Source organism: Azospirillum sp. A23, assembly GCF_042938965.1.
Lineage (GTDB): Bacteria > Pseudomonadota > Alphaproteobacteria > Azospirillales > Azospirillaceae > Azospirillum > Azospirillum melinis.
Genome location: NZ_CP170669.1, coordinates 171,472 through 187,130 on the forward strand (window position 1 = coordinate 171,472; position 15,659 = coordinate 187,130).

At 66.2% G+C, this 15,659-nt stretch carries 14 protein-coding genes and 1 pseudogene; 12 read left to right on the forward strand and 3 right to left on the reverse strand.

All coding sequences use genetic code 11. The features are described from left to right. Positions 1 to 82: 82 nt before the first annotated feature. From ABNQ40_RS33480 to ABNQ40_RS33490, 3 genes are all read right to left on the reverse strand, one after another. On the reverse strand, positions 83 to 838 hold the full coding sequence (locus tag ABNQ40_RS33480; protein ID WP_109047114.1) for a hypothetical protein: 756 nt from the start codon (positions 836 to 838) through the stop codon (positions 83 to 85). A 139-nt stretch (positions 839 to 977) separates the two neighbouring features. Continuing rightward, entirely contained in the window at positions 978 to 1,391 is a 414-nt protein-coding gene (locus tag ABNQ40_RS33485; RefSeq protein ID WP_109047115.1) for a hypothetical protein, read from the reverse strand. A gap of 442 nt (positions 1,392 to 1,833) precedes the next feature. After that, on the reverse strand, positions 1,834 to 2,565 hold the full coding sequence (locus tag ABNQ40_RS33490) for an IclR family transcriptional regulator (protein WP_391349305.1): 732 nt from the start codon (positions 2,563 to 2,565) through the stop codon (positions 1,834 to 1,836). Positions 2,566 to 2,758: 193 nt separating this feature from the next. On the opposite strand from ABNQ40_RS33490, the pseudogene ABNQ40_RS33495 reads away from it, so the two are divergent. From ABNQ40_RS33495 to ABNQ40_RS33550, 12 genes and pseudogenes are all read left to right on the forward strand, one after another. Next, a pseudogene (locus ABNQ40_RS33495) lies at positions 2,759 to 4,236 on the forward strand (aldehyde dehydrogenase). Positions 4,237 to 4,304: 68 nt separating this feature from the next. Further along, the gene (locus tag ABNQ40_RS33500; protein WP_109047122.1) at positions 4,305 to 5,144 is read left to right on the forward strand and encodes a citryl-CoA lyase; all 840 of its coding nucleotides are present in this window, start codon (positions 4,305 to 4,307) and stop codon (positions 5,142 to 5,144) included. 91 nt (positions 5,145 to 5,235) lie between these two features. Next, the gene (locus ABNQ40_RS33505; RefSeq protein ID WP_391349439.1) at positions 5,236 to 6,402 is read left to right on the forward strand and encodes a CaiB/BaiF CoA transferase family protein; all 1,167 of its coding nucleotides are present in this window, start codon (positions 5,236 to 5,238) and stop codon (positions 6,400 to 6,402) included. Positions 6,403 to 6,461: 59 nt separating this feature from the next. Beyond that, complete coding sequence (locus ABNQ40_RS33510; RefSeq protein WP_391349306.1) at positions 6,462 to 7,928, forward strand: FAD-dependent oxidoreductase; 1,467 nt, start codon at positions 6,462 to 6,464, stop codon at positions 7,926 to 7,928. Between the two features lie 46 nt (positions 7,929 to 7,974). Then, positions 7,975 to 9,204 (forward strand): ABC transporter substrate-binding protein, encoded by a 1,230-nt coding sequence (locus ABNQ40_RS33515; RefSeq protein WP_109047120.1) that lies wholly within the window; start codon positions 7,975 to 7,977, stop codon positions 9,202 to 9,204. A 163-nt stretch (positions 9,205 to 9,367) separates the two neighbouring features. Continuing rightward, positions 9,368 to 10,456, forward strand: coding sequence for a citrate synthase (locus ABNQ40_RS33520; RefSeq protein ID WP_199235193.1), 1,089 nt, complete (start codon positions 9,368 to 9,370; stop codon positions 10,454 to 10,456). Continuing rightward, positions 10,453 to 11,229, forward strand: coding sequence for an ABC transporter ATP-binding protein (locus ABNQ40_RS33525; RefSeq protein WP_391349308.1), 777 nt, complete (start codon positions 10,453 to 10,455; stop codon positions 11,227 to 11,229). Before ABNQ40_RS33520 ends, ABNQ40_RS33525 begins: the two co-directional genes overlap by 4 nt. Next, complete coding sequence (locus tag ABNQ40_RS33530; protein WP_391349310.1) at positions 11,222 to 11,944, forward strand: ABC transporter ATP-binding protein; 723 nt, start codon at positions 11,222 to 11,224, stop codon at positions 11,942 to 11,944. Before ABNQ40_RS33525 ends, ABNQ40_RS33530 begins: the two co-directional genes overlap by 8 nt. A gap of 18 nt (positions 11,945 to 11,962) precedes the next feature. Beyond that, complete coding sequence (locus ABNQ40_RS33535) at positions 11,963 to 12,850, forward strand: branched-chain amino acid ABC transporter permease (protein ID WP_391349313.1); 888 nt, start codon at positions 11,963 to 11,965, stop codon at positions 12,848 to 12,850. Between the two features lie 9 nt (positions 12,851 to 12,859). Further along, the gene (locus tag ABNQ40_RS33540) at positions 12,860 to 13,831 is read left to right on the forward strand and encodes a branched-chain amino acid ABC transporter permease (protein WP_391349441.1); all 972 of its coding nucleotides are present in this window, start codon (positions 12,860 to 12,862) and stop codon (positions 13,829 to 13,831) included. A 64-nt stretch (positions 13,832 to 13,895) separates the two neighbouring features. Continuing rightward, the gene (locus ABNQ40_RS33545; protein ID WP_391349314.1) at positions 13,896 to 14,645 is read left to right on the forward strand and encodes an electron transfer flavoprotein subunit beta/FixA family protein; all 750 of its coding nucleotides are present in this window, start codon (positions 13,896 to 13,898) and stop codon (positions 14,643 to 14,645) included. A 16-nt stretch (positions 14,646 to 14,661) separates the two neighbouring features. Next, positions 14,662 to 15,609, forward strand: coding sequence for an electron transfer flavoprotein subunit alpha/FixB family protein (locus ABNQ40_RS33550; protein WP_391349315.1), 948 nt, complete (start codon positions 14,662 to 14,664; stop codon positions 15,607 to 15,609). The last annotated feature ends 50 nt before the right edge of the window (positions 15,610 to 15,659 follow it).

Below are 15,659 nucleotides of genomic sequence, written 5' to 3' on the forward strand. Positions count from 1 at the left end.
GATGCCTGTTGTGTCGAGGAGTAGGGGAAGAGCGTGGATGCGTTCAGGATCCAGATGTCGAACGCATCAGGCCGTCCCACAATCAGGTCTTCAGATCGACGGGCTTGTAGGAAGGCGGAGGCGACGCTTTGTCTGCGGTCTGGGCGGAGACTTTGTCGGTGGCGGGATCGGTGAGGGAGGAAGCCAGCCAGTGCGCAGTGCCGTTCGTCCCCGACTGGTCGCGCCCGGTCACGCCCTTCAGCAGCCTTTCGGCCAGTTGCGCCGCATCCTCGCTCTGCGCCTCCATCCGGTCAAGCCGCGTGCCGCCGCCAGACGCCGGAGAGGACGCATCGCCCTTCTCCCCCCGAAGCTCCCTCTGCTGAGCTTCGTAGGCCGCTTTGGATTCCTTTATGCCCTGAACTACCTTTTCGTATTGATCCGGTGTAAAATTCTCTTTCACAAAATTCAAATGTTCTTCTTCTGTCATTTTAACCGATTGTGCGGCCGATGCGTCATTCATATCAGCCATCATCGAATGGAATCGCTCTATATCTTCGTTACTGGCTGTAACTCCGGTTACTCCTTCTCCGTGAGCAATCCGAGTGCCATTTTCACTTGTATCCATTTCGTAAGATAGGCCATACCCTGATTGCCCATCAGACCCTACCATCAACTTCGACGTGATCTTGACCGATATATCCCCAGTTGCCGATGTAAAGCCTGCCTTGAATCCCTCAAGATTTCCATCGACAGCTATTTTTTTCTTTGCCTCAGAAACTGACTTCTCTATAAAGTTCTTAAGATCTTTCCCGCCAATCATAGTAAAATTGGGAGCATTGAAGTTTCCGATTCCAACCATTTTCAGCACTCCCTTATGTCAGGCGGTTGAGGGCGCTAATAAATGCTCATCAGTGCAACTTGTCTCAACAGATCATAGTAATTTATGATCTTGAACTTCGAGTATACACAATGAACGAGATTTATTAGCGCCGGGTGTTTTAGCGGATGCTGAACACAATCGCACCCGTGCAGGTCGGAGAAGGTTGCTGGCTGACACTCGGGGTCGGACATTGAGCGGTCACGCCAAGCGGTGTGGCGAAAGCCGTCAATGTCCCGCAGAGCGGGCCGTTCTTAACCTGCTGTCCCGGTCGCGACCACGAGAAGCTGCAAGTCTTGCCGCCCCCCGACACGGTCAAGACGCCGCTGTCCGGCTGGCCGGAGGAAAAGCTGGACGTGCCCGTTCCCGAGCTGCCGTTGTTGATCGAGCTCGGCAGGCCGATGCTGGTCCCCGACACCGTGACAGTTTGGCCGGACAGGTTCTGTACGACGACGCTGGTGGTTCCCGCCAGAACCGGCATGGCGAACAGCAGGGAGGCCGCAAAGCCCATCGCTCCGGCAAATTTGACCGACATTAAAAGTCCTCCAGTTTTTTGGTCTCAACGCCCGAGACCTCCCGGCATGGTGGTCTCATTGGCGGATGACAACACCTATATAGCGCAATTCTATCTCGGAAGACAATGAATGAAGGTGGAAAAATAGAATCCAATAAATCCTTAGATAGCAAATTTAGTGTTTCCACTCCTGTCTTTCACAGGCTCTGTTGCAAGGTTTGCCGACAGGCACGGGATGATGGCTACGGGCATCCCGTGAGGTCCGCCACCGATTGGCTTCCTTCAGCGTCCAGCCATTCCGCCGCCTGCCGGCAGACCTTGCAACAGAGCCGGAACGCGTCCCCGGACGTCGGTGTGGTGCTTGCGGGACGAAGGACGCTGCCCTCCCGGCACGGGCCCGGACGCCTCCGGCACGAACATGGTCTGACCGTTTCGTCGCCATGTCGCTTTGGGCCGCCATTGCCTATGCAGACTGCGACGCCGAATCCGGATAATGTCCGCCCAGCGTCTCCGACAGGCGGCTGCCGGCGGCCAGCAGCAGGGGCGCCATCACCGCCACCCGCTCCCCGGTGAAGCGGGTCAGCGGTCCCGACAGGGTCAATGCGCCGACCAGCCCGTCCCGTTGTGAAAAGACCGGCACGGCGGCGGCCCCGGTCTCGGACTTGCGCTCGCCGAAGGAGAGCAGAGGCAAGGCGGCGAAGTCAGCCGCCGATCCCTGCCCGGCGAAGCGGGTGAGCACATGGCCGGCGGCACCCCGGTCCAGAGGCAGGCGGTCGCCTTCATGAACGTGATCGCGGATCGCCTGCGTCGAATCCTCGCGGAAGGCGCAGATGCGCCACGCCCCTTCGCGCCGGAAGAAGGAGGCGCTTTCCCCGCTCTCCCGCATCAGCTGGCGCAGCACCGGCCGGACATGGTCCTCCAGCCGCAGGGAGCGCTGGTAGAGCCCCCCCAGCCGCATCAGCTCCGGGCCGAGCCGGTAGGACTTGTCCTGGTGGCGGACGAGATAGCCGGCCCTTTCCAGCGACACGGTCAGCCGCAGGATGGTGCTCTTGTAGAGCCCGGTGCGCACGGCGATCTCGGTCAGGCTCAACGCATGATCGCCCGCCTGAAAGCAGCCGACGATGCTCAATGCCCGGTCGACGGACTCAACTCCCCCGGCGGATGCGGCGGTCGTGGTCGGCTTCGCATCGGTCATGTCGCACCCTTCATTGGCAGCTTCGGCGTGCATTCTTCCTCGACACCGCCATCGGCCGTCAAGGACAGCCCGAACAAGTCCCAGCCGTGAGAAAAGTGCGGGGGCAAATGGTTCAGGCTTGACGCAATTTGCCTTCATATGTTCTCTTAGATGAAACACGGTTCTATCTAACAGAACTTTTGCGAGGCGAAGGGTGGAACGCTACAAGCTGTTCATCGATGGTGACTGGTGCGATCCGGTTTCCAACGAGTGGTTCGAGACGACGGAGCCCTTTTCGGGGCGGGCCTGGGTGGAATTCCGCGCGGCACGCAGGCCGATGCGGACCTTGCGGTGGAAGCGGCGCACCGCGCCTTCCTGTCGCCGGACTGGGCCGGGCTGACGGCGACCCAGCGCGGCGCGCTGCTGCGCCGGCTGGCCGGACTGATCGAGGACAATGTCGACCGGCTGGGCGCCATCGAGCAGCGCGACAACGGCAAGCTGATGGCCGAGGTCAGCGGGCAGGTGCGGAATGTCGCCCAATGGTTCCATTACTATGCCGGGCTGGCCGACAAGGTTCAGGGCGCGGTCGTGCCGATCAACAAGGCCGACGTCTTCAACTATGTGAAGTACGAGCCGCTCGGCGTCGTCGTCGCCATCACGCCGTGGAATTCGCCGCTGGCTCTGACCACCTGGAAGATGGCTCCGGCGCTGGCGGCCGGGAACACCCTCGTCATCAAGCCGTCGGAATACACCTCCGCCTCCATCCTGGAACTGGCGAAGCTGGCGCATGAGGCGGGTTTCCCGCGCGGCGTCGTCAACGTCGTCACCGGCTTCGGCGGGGAAGTGGGCGAGCCGCTGGTGCGCCATCCCCTGACCGCCAAGATCGCCTTCACCGGCGGCGACATCGGCGGTCAGCGCGTCAACGAGGCCGCGGCGCCCGGCCTGAAGAAGGTGACGCTGGAACTCGGCGGCAAGTCGCCGAACATCGTCTTCGACGACGCCGACCTCGACCAGGCGGTGAAGGGCGCCATATCCGGCGTGTTCGGCGCCTCGGGACAGACCTGCATGGCCGGTTCGCGCCTGCTGGTCCAGAAGACCATCCACGACGCCTTCGTCGCGAAGCTGGTCGCGGCGGCGGGCGAGGCGCGCATCGGCGACCCGTCCAGCATGGACACGCAGATCGGCCCCATCGCCACCCGTCCGCAATGGGAGAAGATCCTGCGGATGATCGACATGGCGAAGCAGGAGGGCGCGGTCTGCGCGCTCGGCGGCCATGCCCTGTCGGGACCGGAATACGGCCAGGGGCAGTTCGTGGCGCCGACAATCTTCACCCAGGTGCGCAACGACATGCGCATCGCCCAGGAGGAGGTGTTCGGCCCGGTCCTCTGCGTCATCCCCTTCGAGGACGAGGACGATGCGCTGCACATCGCCAACGACGTCGAGTTCGGCTTGGCGGCCGGCGTGTGGACCCGCGACCTGCACCGCGCGATGTACTGCGTCGACCGGCTGCGCGCGGGGACGGTGTGGGTGAACAATTACCGCTCGACCAGCTTCACCACGCCCTTCGGCGGCTACAAGCGCTCCGGCCTCGGCCGCGAAGGGGGCGTGGAGGCGATCAAGGAATATCTCCAGACCAAGTCTGTCTGGATCACCACGAAACCCAACCGCGCCAACCCCTTCGTGCTCGGCTGAGGCCGGGCCGGCGCGGCTTGTCCTCCGGGAGCATTCCCATGCCCGAAATTCCCTTCTCCGAAATTCCCATGTCCGAAGGGACCATCGACAGCGCCGCCGGCTGGTGGCGGACGTCGATCATCGACATCCATCCGGGTTCGATCCGGGTGCGCGGCTATGCCATAGAGGAGCTGATCGGCACGATCGGCTTCCCCGACATGGTCTGGCTGATGCTGCGCGGCGAATTGCCGACACCGGCGCAGGGCCGGTTGCTGGGGGCCGCGCTGGTGGCGGCGGTGGATCACGGGCCGCAGGCGCCATCCATCGCCACCGCCCGCATGGCCGCCACCTGCGGCGTCGGGCTGAACAACGCCATGGCGTCCGGCATCAACGCGCTGGGCGACGTCCATGGCGGTGCCGGCCAGCAATGCATGGACCTCTACGCCGCCGTTGCCGCCCGCATGACCGAAGGCATGTCCATGGCCGGGGCGGCAGAGAATGAAATCGCCGCCCGGCTGGAGCGGCGCGAGCATATCCCCGGCTTCGGCCACCGCTTCCATCCCGTCGATCCGCGCGCCGGCCGGCTGCTGGCCCTGGTGGAGGCGGCGAAGGGGGAGGGCGCCGTGACGGGAGAGGCCGCCGCCATCGGCCGCGCGGTGGAGGATGCGCTGACCGCGCGCAAGGGCAAGCGGCTTCCGATGAACATCGACGGCGCCACCGCCGTGGTGTTCGCCGAACTTGGCTTCCCGTCCGGGCTCGGGCGCGGGCTGTTCGTGCTGTCGCGCTCGGTCGGCATCATGGCGCACGCCTGGGAGCAGTCGCAGCAGGGCGGCCGCATCAAGGGGCCGATGCCGCCATCCATCCCCTACCGTTATGACGGGGCGTCGCCGCGTCCGGTTCCAGCAGAGTTTCCGGGAGACGGAGCATGATCGACCGATCCCCCGCCGACTCCCCGCCGAATTTTTTGCCAAGCCGCTCCCCCTGGCCGGCGTCAAGGTCGTCGATTTCGGCCATACGGTGATGGGGCCATCCTGCGCCATGATCCTCGCCGACCTCGGCGCCGACGTGGTGAAGGTCGAACCGGTGCCCAACGGCGAGCCGACCCGCCATCTGAAGGGCTTCGGCACCGGCTATTTCGGCTATTTCAACCGCAACAAACGCTCCATCGCCGTCGACCTGAAGACGCCGGAGGGCCGGGACATCGCGCATCGTCTCGTTGCCGAGGCCGACGTGCTGGTGGAGAATTTCGCCCCCGGCACGATGGAGCGGCTGGGGCTGGGCGCCGACGCGCTGGCCCGCGTCAATCCGCGCCTGATTTACGCCAGCCTGAAGGGGTTCCTCGACGGCCCCTATGCCGGCCGCCTCGCGCTCGACGAGGTGGTGCAGATGATGACCGGGCTCGCCTACATGACCGGGCCGAGCGGCCGGCCGCTGCGCGCCGGCACCTCGGTCGTGGACATCACCGGCGGCATGTTCGCCGTCATCGCCATCCTGGTGGCGCTGCGCGAGCGGGAACGGATCGGCAAGGGCCAGACCGTCGAGACCGCCCTGTTCGAAACCACGGTGTTCCTGATGGGGCAGCATCTTTGCTACGCCGCCCAGGCGGACGGGCCGATCCCGCCGATGCCGGAGCGCGTGTCGGCCTGGGCGGTTTACGAGACCTTCCGCACCGCCGACGGGCGGCCGATCTTCGTCGGCATCACCACCGACAGCCATTGGGAGCGGTTCTGCGCCGTCATCGACCGGCCGGACCTCCGCGACGATCCTACGTTCCGCACCAACAACGACCGCATCGCCGCCCGGCCGCGTCTGCTGCCGCTGCTGACGGCGCTGTTCGGCAGCCTGTCGATGGAGGAGGCGGTGTCGGTGTGCGAGCGCGCCCGCATTCCCTTCGCACCCATCGCCCGGCCGGAGGACCTGTTTGAGGATCCGCACCTGCGGGCCACCGGCGGGTTGATGCCGACCACCCTGCCGAACGGGGTCCGGACCGCCCTGCCGCGGCTGCCGATCCATGTGGCGGACACCGATCTCACGATCCGCCGCGACCCGCCGCGCGTCGGACAGGACACGCGCGCGGTGCTGGCCGAACTCGGCTACGGTCCGGCGGTGATCCAGCAGCTGGCGGGGGCCGGAATTGTCGTGGCCGATCACGAACCCGACGGCAACCGGCAGCGCCTTACGGGATGATGTGGGCGGGATGATGCGGGACAGGTCTGGAGACGAAAGAAATGACGGAGGAAACACGGATGTCTGAGCACCCCATCAGCGATCTGGTCATCGTCGGCTGCGGCATCGCCGGGCTTTCGGCGGCGGTGACGGCGCTGCAGGCCGGCCTGTCGGTCACCCTGCTGGAGCGGGCGCCCGAGGAGGATTTCGGCGGCAATTCGCGCTGGACCGAAGCCTATATGCGGATGAAGAACGATTCGGAGATCTCCGACGATTTCGAGGAGCATTTCGCCGCCAATGCGGGGCTGAACATCGACCCCAACGTGCTGGCCGCCGCCGCCGAACCGTACGAGCATTGGCCGGACTATGTGAAGGCCCACCCCTTCCCCGATCCGGAAGTGATCTCCCGCTTCGCCGAGCGGGTGCCGCCGACCATCGCCTGGCTGAAGGGCTTCGGCCTGCGGTTCGAGCCGCAGCCGATCTATCTGCTGACCCAGAACACCCAGCGCATCGCGGCGCAGGGCGGCGGTCTCGCCCTGATCGAACGCCTGATGGCGGAGGCGAAGGCGCTGGGCGCCCGCGTGCTCTACCGCACCACGGCGCTCGACCTGCTGCGCGACGACCGGGGCCGCATCGGCGGCGTTTATGCCACCGGGACGGACGGGCTGCGCGTCGCCATCCGCGGCCGGTCGACGATCCTGGCGTCGGGCGGCTATCAGGGCAACCCGGAGATGATGACCCGCTACATGGGCCAGCGCGCCAAACATGTGCGGCCGGTGGCGCGCGGCAGCTACTACAATCGTGGCGAGGGCATCCGCATGGCGCTCGACGCCGGGGCGGCGGCGGCCGGCGATTTCGGATCCTATCATGCCGAACCGGTCGACCCGCGGTCCCGCCAGCCGGAAGCGGTGATCTTCATCTGGCCCTATGGCGTGCTGGTCAACAAGCGCGGCGAACGCTTCCTCGACGAGGCTCCGGGCACCGCCGACGCCACCTACGACCACATCACCCGCATCGTCGCCGATCAGCCCGACGGGATCGCCTATGTGCTGTTCGACGATCAGGTGGAGGACATTCCGCGCTGGCGTACCAGCATCCGCAGCGACGTGCCGGCCATCGAGGCGCCGACGCTCGAAGCGCTGGTCGAAAAGCTGGGCCTGCCGCTGGACGCCGCGCTGGCGACGGTCGCCGCCTACAACGCCGCCTGCCCCGCCGACGCGACCCGTTTCGACCCGACGCGGGTGGACGGTCTGGCGACCACGGGCCTGTCCCCGGCCAAGACCAACTGGGCGCGCCCGCTGACCAAGGGTCCGTTCCGCGCCTTCCCCATCGTCTCGGCCAATTGCTTCACCTTCGGCGGATTGAAGGTGGATGCCGATGCCCGCGTGCTGGACGGCAACGGCCGGCCGATGCCGGGACTCTATGCGGCGGGCGAGACGGTCGGCCTCTATCACCAGGTCTATACCGGCTCGACCTCGGTCCTGCGCGGCGCGGTGTTCGGCCGTCTGGCCGCCCAGCATGCGGCGGCATCCGGGAACGCCGGCTGACCATCCACAAAGCCGACCATCGATAAAAAGCCCTAGGGAGGAACTGATGAACCGTTACGCCGTAACGGCGGCTGTCGCCGCCTGCCTGTTCGCCCACAGCCTGTCGCAGCCGGCGCTCGCGCAAAGTTCCGCCTACAGTGACGGCAAGATCAAGATCGGCATCCTGACCGATCTGTCGGGCCAGCTGTCCGACAGCACCGGGCAGGGGTCGATCACCGCGGCCCAGATGGCGGTGGAGGATTTCGGCGGCGCCGTCAACGGCACGCCCGTCGAGCTGATCTTCGCCGACCACCAGAACAAGGCCGACGTCGGCGCCTCGACGGCGCGGCGCTGGTACGACGTCGATCAGGTCGACGCCATCATGGACGTGCCGAACTCCGCCGTGGCGCTGGCGGTGCAGCAGATCACCAGGGAGAAGAACCGCGTCGCCATCTTCTCCTCGCCGGCCAGCTCCGACCTGACCGGCAAGGCCTGCACGCCGAATGGCATCCACTGGACCTACGACACCTATGCGCTGGCCCATGTGACCGGCGAAGCGGTGGTGGCCTCAGGTTTCGACAGCTGGTACTTCCTGACCTCCGACTATGCCTTCGGCCACGCGCTGGAGCGTGACACCGGCGCCGTCGTCGAAAGCCAGAAGGGCAAGGTGGTGGGAAGTGTCAGGATGCCGGCGAACAATGCCGACTTCTCCTCCTTCCTGCTCCAGGCCCAGGCGTCGCCGGCCAAGGTCGTGGCGCTCGCCACCGCCGGGGCCGACACCCAGAACGCCATCAAGCAGGCGGCGGAATTCGGGCTCGGCCAGTCGGGCAAGAACATCGTGGCGCTGCTGCTCGCCATCAGCGAGGTCCACGCGCTGGGCCTGCCGGCGACCCAGGGCATCATGCTGACGACGCCCTTCTACTGGGACATGGACGACGGGACGCGCGCCTTCTCCAAACGCTTCTTCGAGAAGCGCAAGGCGATGCCAACCTTCTACCAGGCCGGCGTCTACGGCGCGGTCAGCCATTACCTGAAGGCGATCAAGGCCGCCGGAACCGACGCCGCTCCCACCGTCATGAAGACGATGAAGGAAACGCCGGTGAACGACTTCATGACGAAGAACGGCACGGTGCGCGAGGACGGCCGGGTGCTGCGCGACATGTATCTCTTCCAGGTCAAGACCCTGGCCGAGTCCAAGTCGCCCTGGGACTATTACAAGCTGGTCCGCAGCGTTCCCGCCGACCGTGCCTTCCGGCCGCTGTCGGAAAGCGACTGCCCTCTGGTCAAGAAGATGTAGGCGTCGCCCACAGGGCTTCGCACCGGACGATGCATAACCGATGGTAATGCCCCGCTTACATATATGAAGTTGAGCCGGAGGGCTGATTGCTTAGGATTCGCACCGAGTTCGCCGCATCACTCCCGGCAGCGGCGCCTTCCACCCCTTACCGGACAGCATGACGATGGAGCGGATATCGGCCGCCGAAACCAGCCTGAGCGGGGGCGACCCGGCGACGGGTGAGATGGTGATGCGTGGGCATCGACTGCCCGATCTGATCGCCCGCTCCTATGAAGAGGTCGTGGCGATCCTGTGGGATGCGGAGATCCCGGCACGGATGAGCCTGGATGCTCTGGCTGTGGCGAGATGCGACGCCTTTGCGCGGTTCTCTCCCCGCTTCGCGGCGATGCCGTCCGATCTCACCGTAATCGAGTGTCAGCGCTTCCTGCTGGCCTCGCTGCCTGGGGCCGCGATGACGCCGCCGATGCTGGTGGCGGGCGCCGCCGTTGCCGCCGCTTCGGCCATCCGGCTGGTTCGTAGACAGGCCCCGGTGGCGCCGGATCGCTCCTTGCCGCATGCCGCCGATCTGCTGCGCATGATCCATGATGCCGCCGCCGGCGAGGCTGAGACGCGGGCGCTGGACCGTTATCTGGTCGCGATGGTCGATCATGGCGTGAACGCCTCGACCTTCACCGCCCGCGTGGTCGCCTCGACCGGGGGCGGTCTGTCGGCTGCCGCGCTGGCGGCGCTGGGCGCGCTGGAAGGGCCGCTGCATGGCGGTGCGCCGGGGTTGGTCCTCGACATGCTGGACGCCATCGGCGAGGCGGATCACGCGGAAGGCTGGGTGTCGGCGGCGCTCGACCGGGGGGAGCGGCTGATGGGCTTCGGATCGCGGGCCTACCACATCCGCGATCCTCGCGCCGACATCATGAAGGACAGCCTCCTGGCGCTCCAGCGGTCCGGCGCGGGCCGGGCACCGGAGGGGCGGCTTGCCTTTGCCGAAGCCGTCGAGCGGACGGTTCTTTCGGTGATGGCGGCGCGCCGTCCCGAGCGGACCCTGCACACCAATGTGGAATTTTACGCCGCCCTGCTGCTGGAAGCGCTCGGTGTGCCGCGCGCCGGCTTCACACCCCTCTTTGCCGCCAGCCGCGCGGCCGGATGGGCGGCGCATGTGCGTGAACAGGAACGGACCGGACGCATGTTGCGACCGGCGTCACGCTATGTCGGTCCGCTGCCGGACGGCCGACCCAAGACCGGAAGAGGACAGGAATGACCACCGGACCCACCGACGACATCATCCTGGAAGCGCGCGGACTGACGAAGGAGTTCAAGGGGTTCGTGGCGGTTCGGGATGTGAATCTTCAGGTTCGCCGCGGCACCATCCACGCGCTGATCGGCCCGAACGGCGCCGGCAAGAGCACGGTGTTCAACCTGCTGACCAAGTTCCTCACCCCCACGCGCGGCCAGATCCTCTACAAGGGCCGCGACATCACCCGCACCAAGCCGGCCGACATCGCATGCAAGGGGCTGGTCCGCTCCTTCCGAATCTCGGCCGTCTTCCCGCATCTGAGCGTGCTGGAGAATGTCCGCGTGGCGCTGCAACGGCCGCTCGGCACCAGCTTCCATTTCTGGAAATCCGAATCGTCGCTCCACGACCTGCACGACCGGGCGCTGGAACTGATCGAGGCGGTCAACCTCACCCCCTGGGCCAGCCATCTGGCGGCCGAGCTGCCCTATGGCCGCAAGCGCGCGCTGGAGATCGCCACCACCCTGGCGCTCGACCCGGAGGTGATGCTGCTCGACGAGCCGCTGGCCGGCATGGGCCATGAGGACATCGAGGGCACCGCGGCGCTGATCAAGCGCGTCGCCGCCGACCGCACCGTGCTGATGGTGGAGCACAATCTGTCGGTCGTCGCCCACCTGTCGGACACCATCACCGTGCTCCGCCGCGGCGAGATCCTGGCGGAGGGACCCTACGAGGTCGTCTCCAAGAACCCGCAGGTGATGGAAGCATATATGGGCACGGGGGGGACCGGACATGCCTGACGGGATGAACACCAAGACGGCCATGCTGGAGATCGCCGACCTGCACGGCTTCTATGGCGAGAGCCATGTGCTGCACGGTGTCAGCCTGGAGGTGCGGCAGGGCGAGGTGGTGACGCTGCTGGGCCGCAACGGCGCCGGCAAGACCTCCACCATGCGCGCCATCATGGGCATCATGGGCAAGCGCACCGGCTCGATCCGCTTCCAGGGCACCGAGCTGATCGGCATGGCCCAGCACAAAATCCCGCGGCTTGGCATCGGCTATGTGCCGGAGGAACGCGGCATCTTCTCGAGCCTCAGCGTGGACGAGAACCTGACGCTGCCGCCGGTGGTCAAGGAGGGCGGGATGACGGTCCCGCAGATCCACGACCTGTTCCCCAACCTGAAGGGCCGCGGCTCGACGCAGGGCACGCGTCTGTCGGGCGGCGAGCAGCAGATGCTGGCCATCGCCCGCATCCTGCGCACCGGCGCCACCCTGATCCTGCTGGACGAGCCGACCGAGGGTCTCGCCCCGGTCATCATCGAGCAGATCGGCGTCGCGGTGCGCGCCCTGAAACAGCGCGGCTTCACCATCGTGCTGGTGGAGCAGAACTTCCGCTTCGCCGCCACCATCGCCGACCGTCATTACGTGATGGAGGAAGGCCATGTGGTGGACATGATCCCCAACGACCGGCTCCACGCCAACATGGACAAGCTGCACACCTATCTCGGCGTGTGAGCGGGAGAGGACCGTCCGATGTCGCACCTGTTCGGCATTCCGCCGCAAGCCCTGTTCGGCCAGCTTCTGCTCGGCCTGATCAACGGCTCCTTCTATGCGCTGCTCAGCCTGGGGCTGGCGGTGATCTTCGGGATGCTCAATGTCGTTAACATGGCGCATGGCGCCTTGTACATGGTCGGCGCCTTCGTGGCGTGGCTGCTGCTGACCTACCTCGGCGTCGGTTATTGGGGGGCGCTGGTGCTGGCGCCGCTGGCGGTCGGGGGGGTCGGGCTGGTGCTGGAGCGCACCATGCTGCGCCGGCTCTACAAGGTCGACCATCTCTATGGGCTGCTGCTGACCTTCGGGCTGGCGCTGATCTTCGAGGGCGCCTTCCGCCACCAGTATGGCGTGTCGGGGCAGCCCTATCCGATCCCCGAGCTGCTGAAGGGTGGCACCAACCTGGGCTTCATGTATCTGCCGACCTACCGGGGCTGGGTGGTGGTGGCGTCGCTGCTGGTGTGCCTGGGCACCTGGTTCGCCATCGAGCGGACGAAGCTTGGCGCCTATCTGCGGGCGGCGACGGAGAACCCGACGCTGGTGCAGGCCTTCGGCATCAACGTGCCGGTGATGGTGTCGCTGACCTACGGTTTCGGCGTGGCGCTGGCCGGTCTGGCCGGGGTGCTGGCGGCGCCGATCTATCAGGTGTCGCCGCTGATGGGGTCGAACCTGATCATCGTGGTGTTCGCGGTGGTGGTGATCGGCGGCATGGGCTCGATCCTCGGCGCCATCGTCACCGGGCTCGGGCTGGGGCTGCTGGAGGGGCTGGCCAAGGTCTTCTACCCGGAGGCCTCCAACATCGTCGTGTTCGTGATCATGGCCGTGGTGCTGATGGTGAAGCCGGCCGGCCTGTTCGGACGGGAGAGATAAGCCATGACCATGCAAACCAGGGACACACTGCACGAAGGTATCGTCATGTATGGGGGCTCGCCGAAGATCCTGCTGGCCGGAGCCGGGCTGCTGCTGGCAGTCCTGGCGCCCTATGCGCTCTATCCCGTCTTTCTGATGAAGGTGCTGTGCTTTGCGCTGTTCGCCTGCGCCTTCAACCTGCTGATCGGCTTCGCCGGCCTCTTGAGCTTCGGCCATGCCGCCTTCTTCGGCGGGGCCGCCTACATCGCCGCGCATGTGGTGAAGGAATGGGGCTGGGCGCCGGAGTTCGGGCTGATCGCCGCCACCGCGGTCGCCGGCCTGATGGGTCTGGTCTTCGGGCTGATCGCCATCCGCCGTCAGGGCATCTATTTCGCCATGATCACCCTGGCGCTGAGCCAGATGGTGTTCTTCCTGGCGTTGCAGCTGCCCTTCACCCACGGCGAGGACGGCATCCAGGGCGTGCCGCGCGGCACCCTGTTCGGGCTGTTCGACCTCAACCAGCCGCTGACCATGTACTACACCGTACTGGCGATCTTCGTCGCCGGCTTCGCCCTGATCTGGCGCACGGTGCATTCGCCCTTCGGTCAGGTGCTGAAGGCGATCCGCGAGAACGAGCCGCGCGCGGTGTCGCTCGGCTACCGCACCGACCGCTACAAGCTGGTGGCCTTCGTGCTGTCGGCCTCTCTGGCAGGGCTTGCCGGTGGTACCAAGGCGCTGGTGTTCCAACTCGCCAGCCTGACCGACGTGACGTGGCAGATGTCGGGCGAGGTGGTGCTGATGACGCTCTTGGGCGGCATGGGCACTTTGTTCGGGCCGGTGGTCGGCGCCGCATTGGTGGTGACGCTGGAAAGCTACCTCGCCGCGACCAGCCTGCCGGTGCCGGTCGTCATCGGCTGCATCTTCGTCGTCTGCGTCCTGCTCTTCCGTCGCGGCATCGTCGGCGAGTTGCTGCACCGTCTGCCCGGAAAGGGGAATCGCTGATGTTCCTCCATCGGGAGATCGACCGCTTCCTCGCCGACATCAGAGCCGCATAAGGATACGATCCATGAAAATCCTCGTCCCCGTAAAGCGGGTCGTCGACTACAACGTGAAGATCCGCGTCAAGGCGGATGGCAGCGGCGTCGAGACCGCCAACGTGAAGATGAGCATGAACCCCTTCGACGAGATCGCCGTCGAAGAAGCCGTGCGGTGCAAGGAAGCCGGCAAGGCGACCGAGATCGTGGTGGTGTCCGTCGGCCCGACCCAGGCCCAGGAGACGCTGCGCACGGCGCTGGCCATGGGCGCCGACCGCGCCATCCTGGTGCAGACCGACGTGACGACCGAACCGCTGGCCGTCGCCAAGGTCCTCAAGGCGCTGGTCGGGAAGGAGGACCCCGGCCTCGTCATCCTCGGCAAGCAGGCCATCGACGACGACTGCAACCAGACCGGCCAGATGCTGGCCGCCCTGCTCGGCTGGGGCCAGGGCACCTTCGCCTCGAAGATCGCCGCCGGTGACGGCACGGTCGCGGTGACCCGCGAGATCGACGGCGGGCTGGAGACGGTGAATCTCAAGCTGCCGGCGGTGGTCACCGCCGATTTGCGCCTGAACGAGCCGCGCTATGCCTCGCTGCCCAACATCATGAAGGCGAAGAAGAAGCCGCTGGAGACCATCACGCCGGACAGCCTCGGCGTCGACGTCACGCCGCGTCTGAAGACGGTGAAGGTCGCCGAGCCGCCGAAGCGTCAGGCCGGCATCAAGGTGCCGGACGTCGCCACCCTGGTCGACAAGCTCAAGACCGAAGCCCGCGTGATCTGAGGGGAATGAACTGACCATGGCCAACATTCTCGTCATCGCCGACCACGACGGCGCCTCGCTGAAGCCCGCCACGCTGAACGCCGTCACCGCCGCCAGCAAGATCGCCAACGGAATTGGGGGCGATGTCCATATCCTGGTCGCCGGCAAGGGCGCGCAGGCTGCTGCCGATGCAGCATCGAAGGTGGCCGGCGTCGCCAAGGTGCTGCTGGCCGACGATGCCGCCTACGAGCATCAGCTGCCGGAAGACGTCGCCCCGCTGGTGGTGTCCATCACCAAAGGCGGCTACGGCCATGTCCTGGCCGGCGCCACCTCGGTCGGCAAGAACCTCCTGCCGCGCGTCGCAGCATTGCTGGACGTCGCCGCCATCTCCGACATCACCGCCGTGGTCTCCGCCGACACGTTCGAGCGGCCGATCTACGCCGGCAACGCGATTGCCACCGTGCAGTCGGCCGATGCGGTCAAGGTGATCACCGTCCGCACCACCGCCTTCGAGACCGCAGCATCCGAAGGCGGTTCGGCCGCCGTCGAGAGCGTGTCGGGCGCCGGCGCCGCCGGGCTGTCGAGCTTCGTCTCGGCCGAGCTGACCAAGTCGGAGCGTCCGGAACTCACATCCGCCCGCGTGGTGGTGTCGGGCGGGCGCGGCATGCAGTCGGGCGAGAATTTCCCGCTGCTGGAGGCCCTGGCCGACAAGCTGGGCGCCGCGGTCGGTGCGTCGCGCGCCGCCGTGGACGCGGGGTTCGTGCCGAACGACTATCAGGTCGGGCAAACCGGCAAGATCGTGGCGCCGGAGCTGTACATCGCCGTCGGCATCTCGGGTGCGATCCAGCATCTGGCCGGCATGAAGGACAGCAAGGTCATCGTCGCGATCAACAAGGATGAGGAAGCGCCCATCTTCCAGGTCGCCGATTACGGCCTCGTCGCGGACCTCTTCAAGGCCGTGCCGGAGCTGCAGCAGGCGCTCTGATCGCGCAGCAACCGTTCAAAGCATAAGGGCGGCCTCCATCGGAAGGCCGC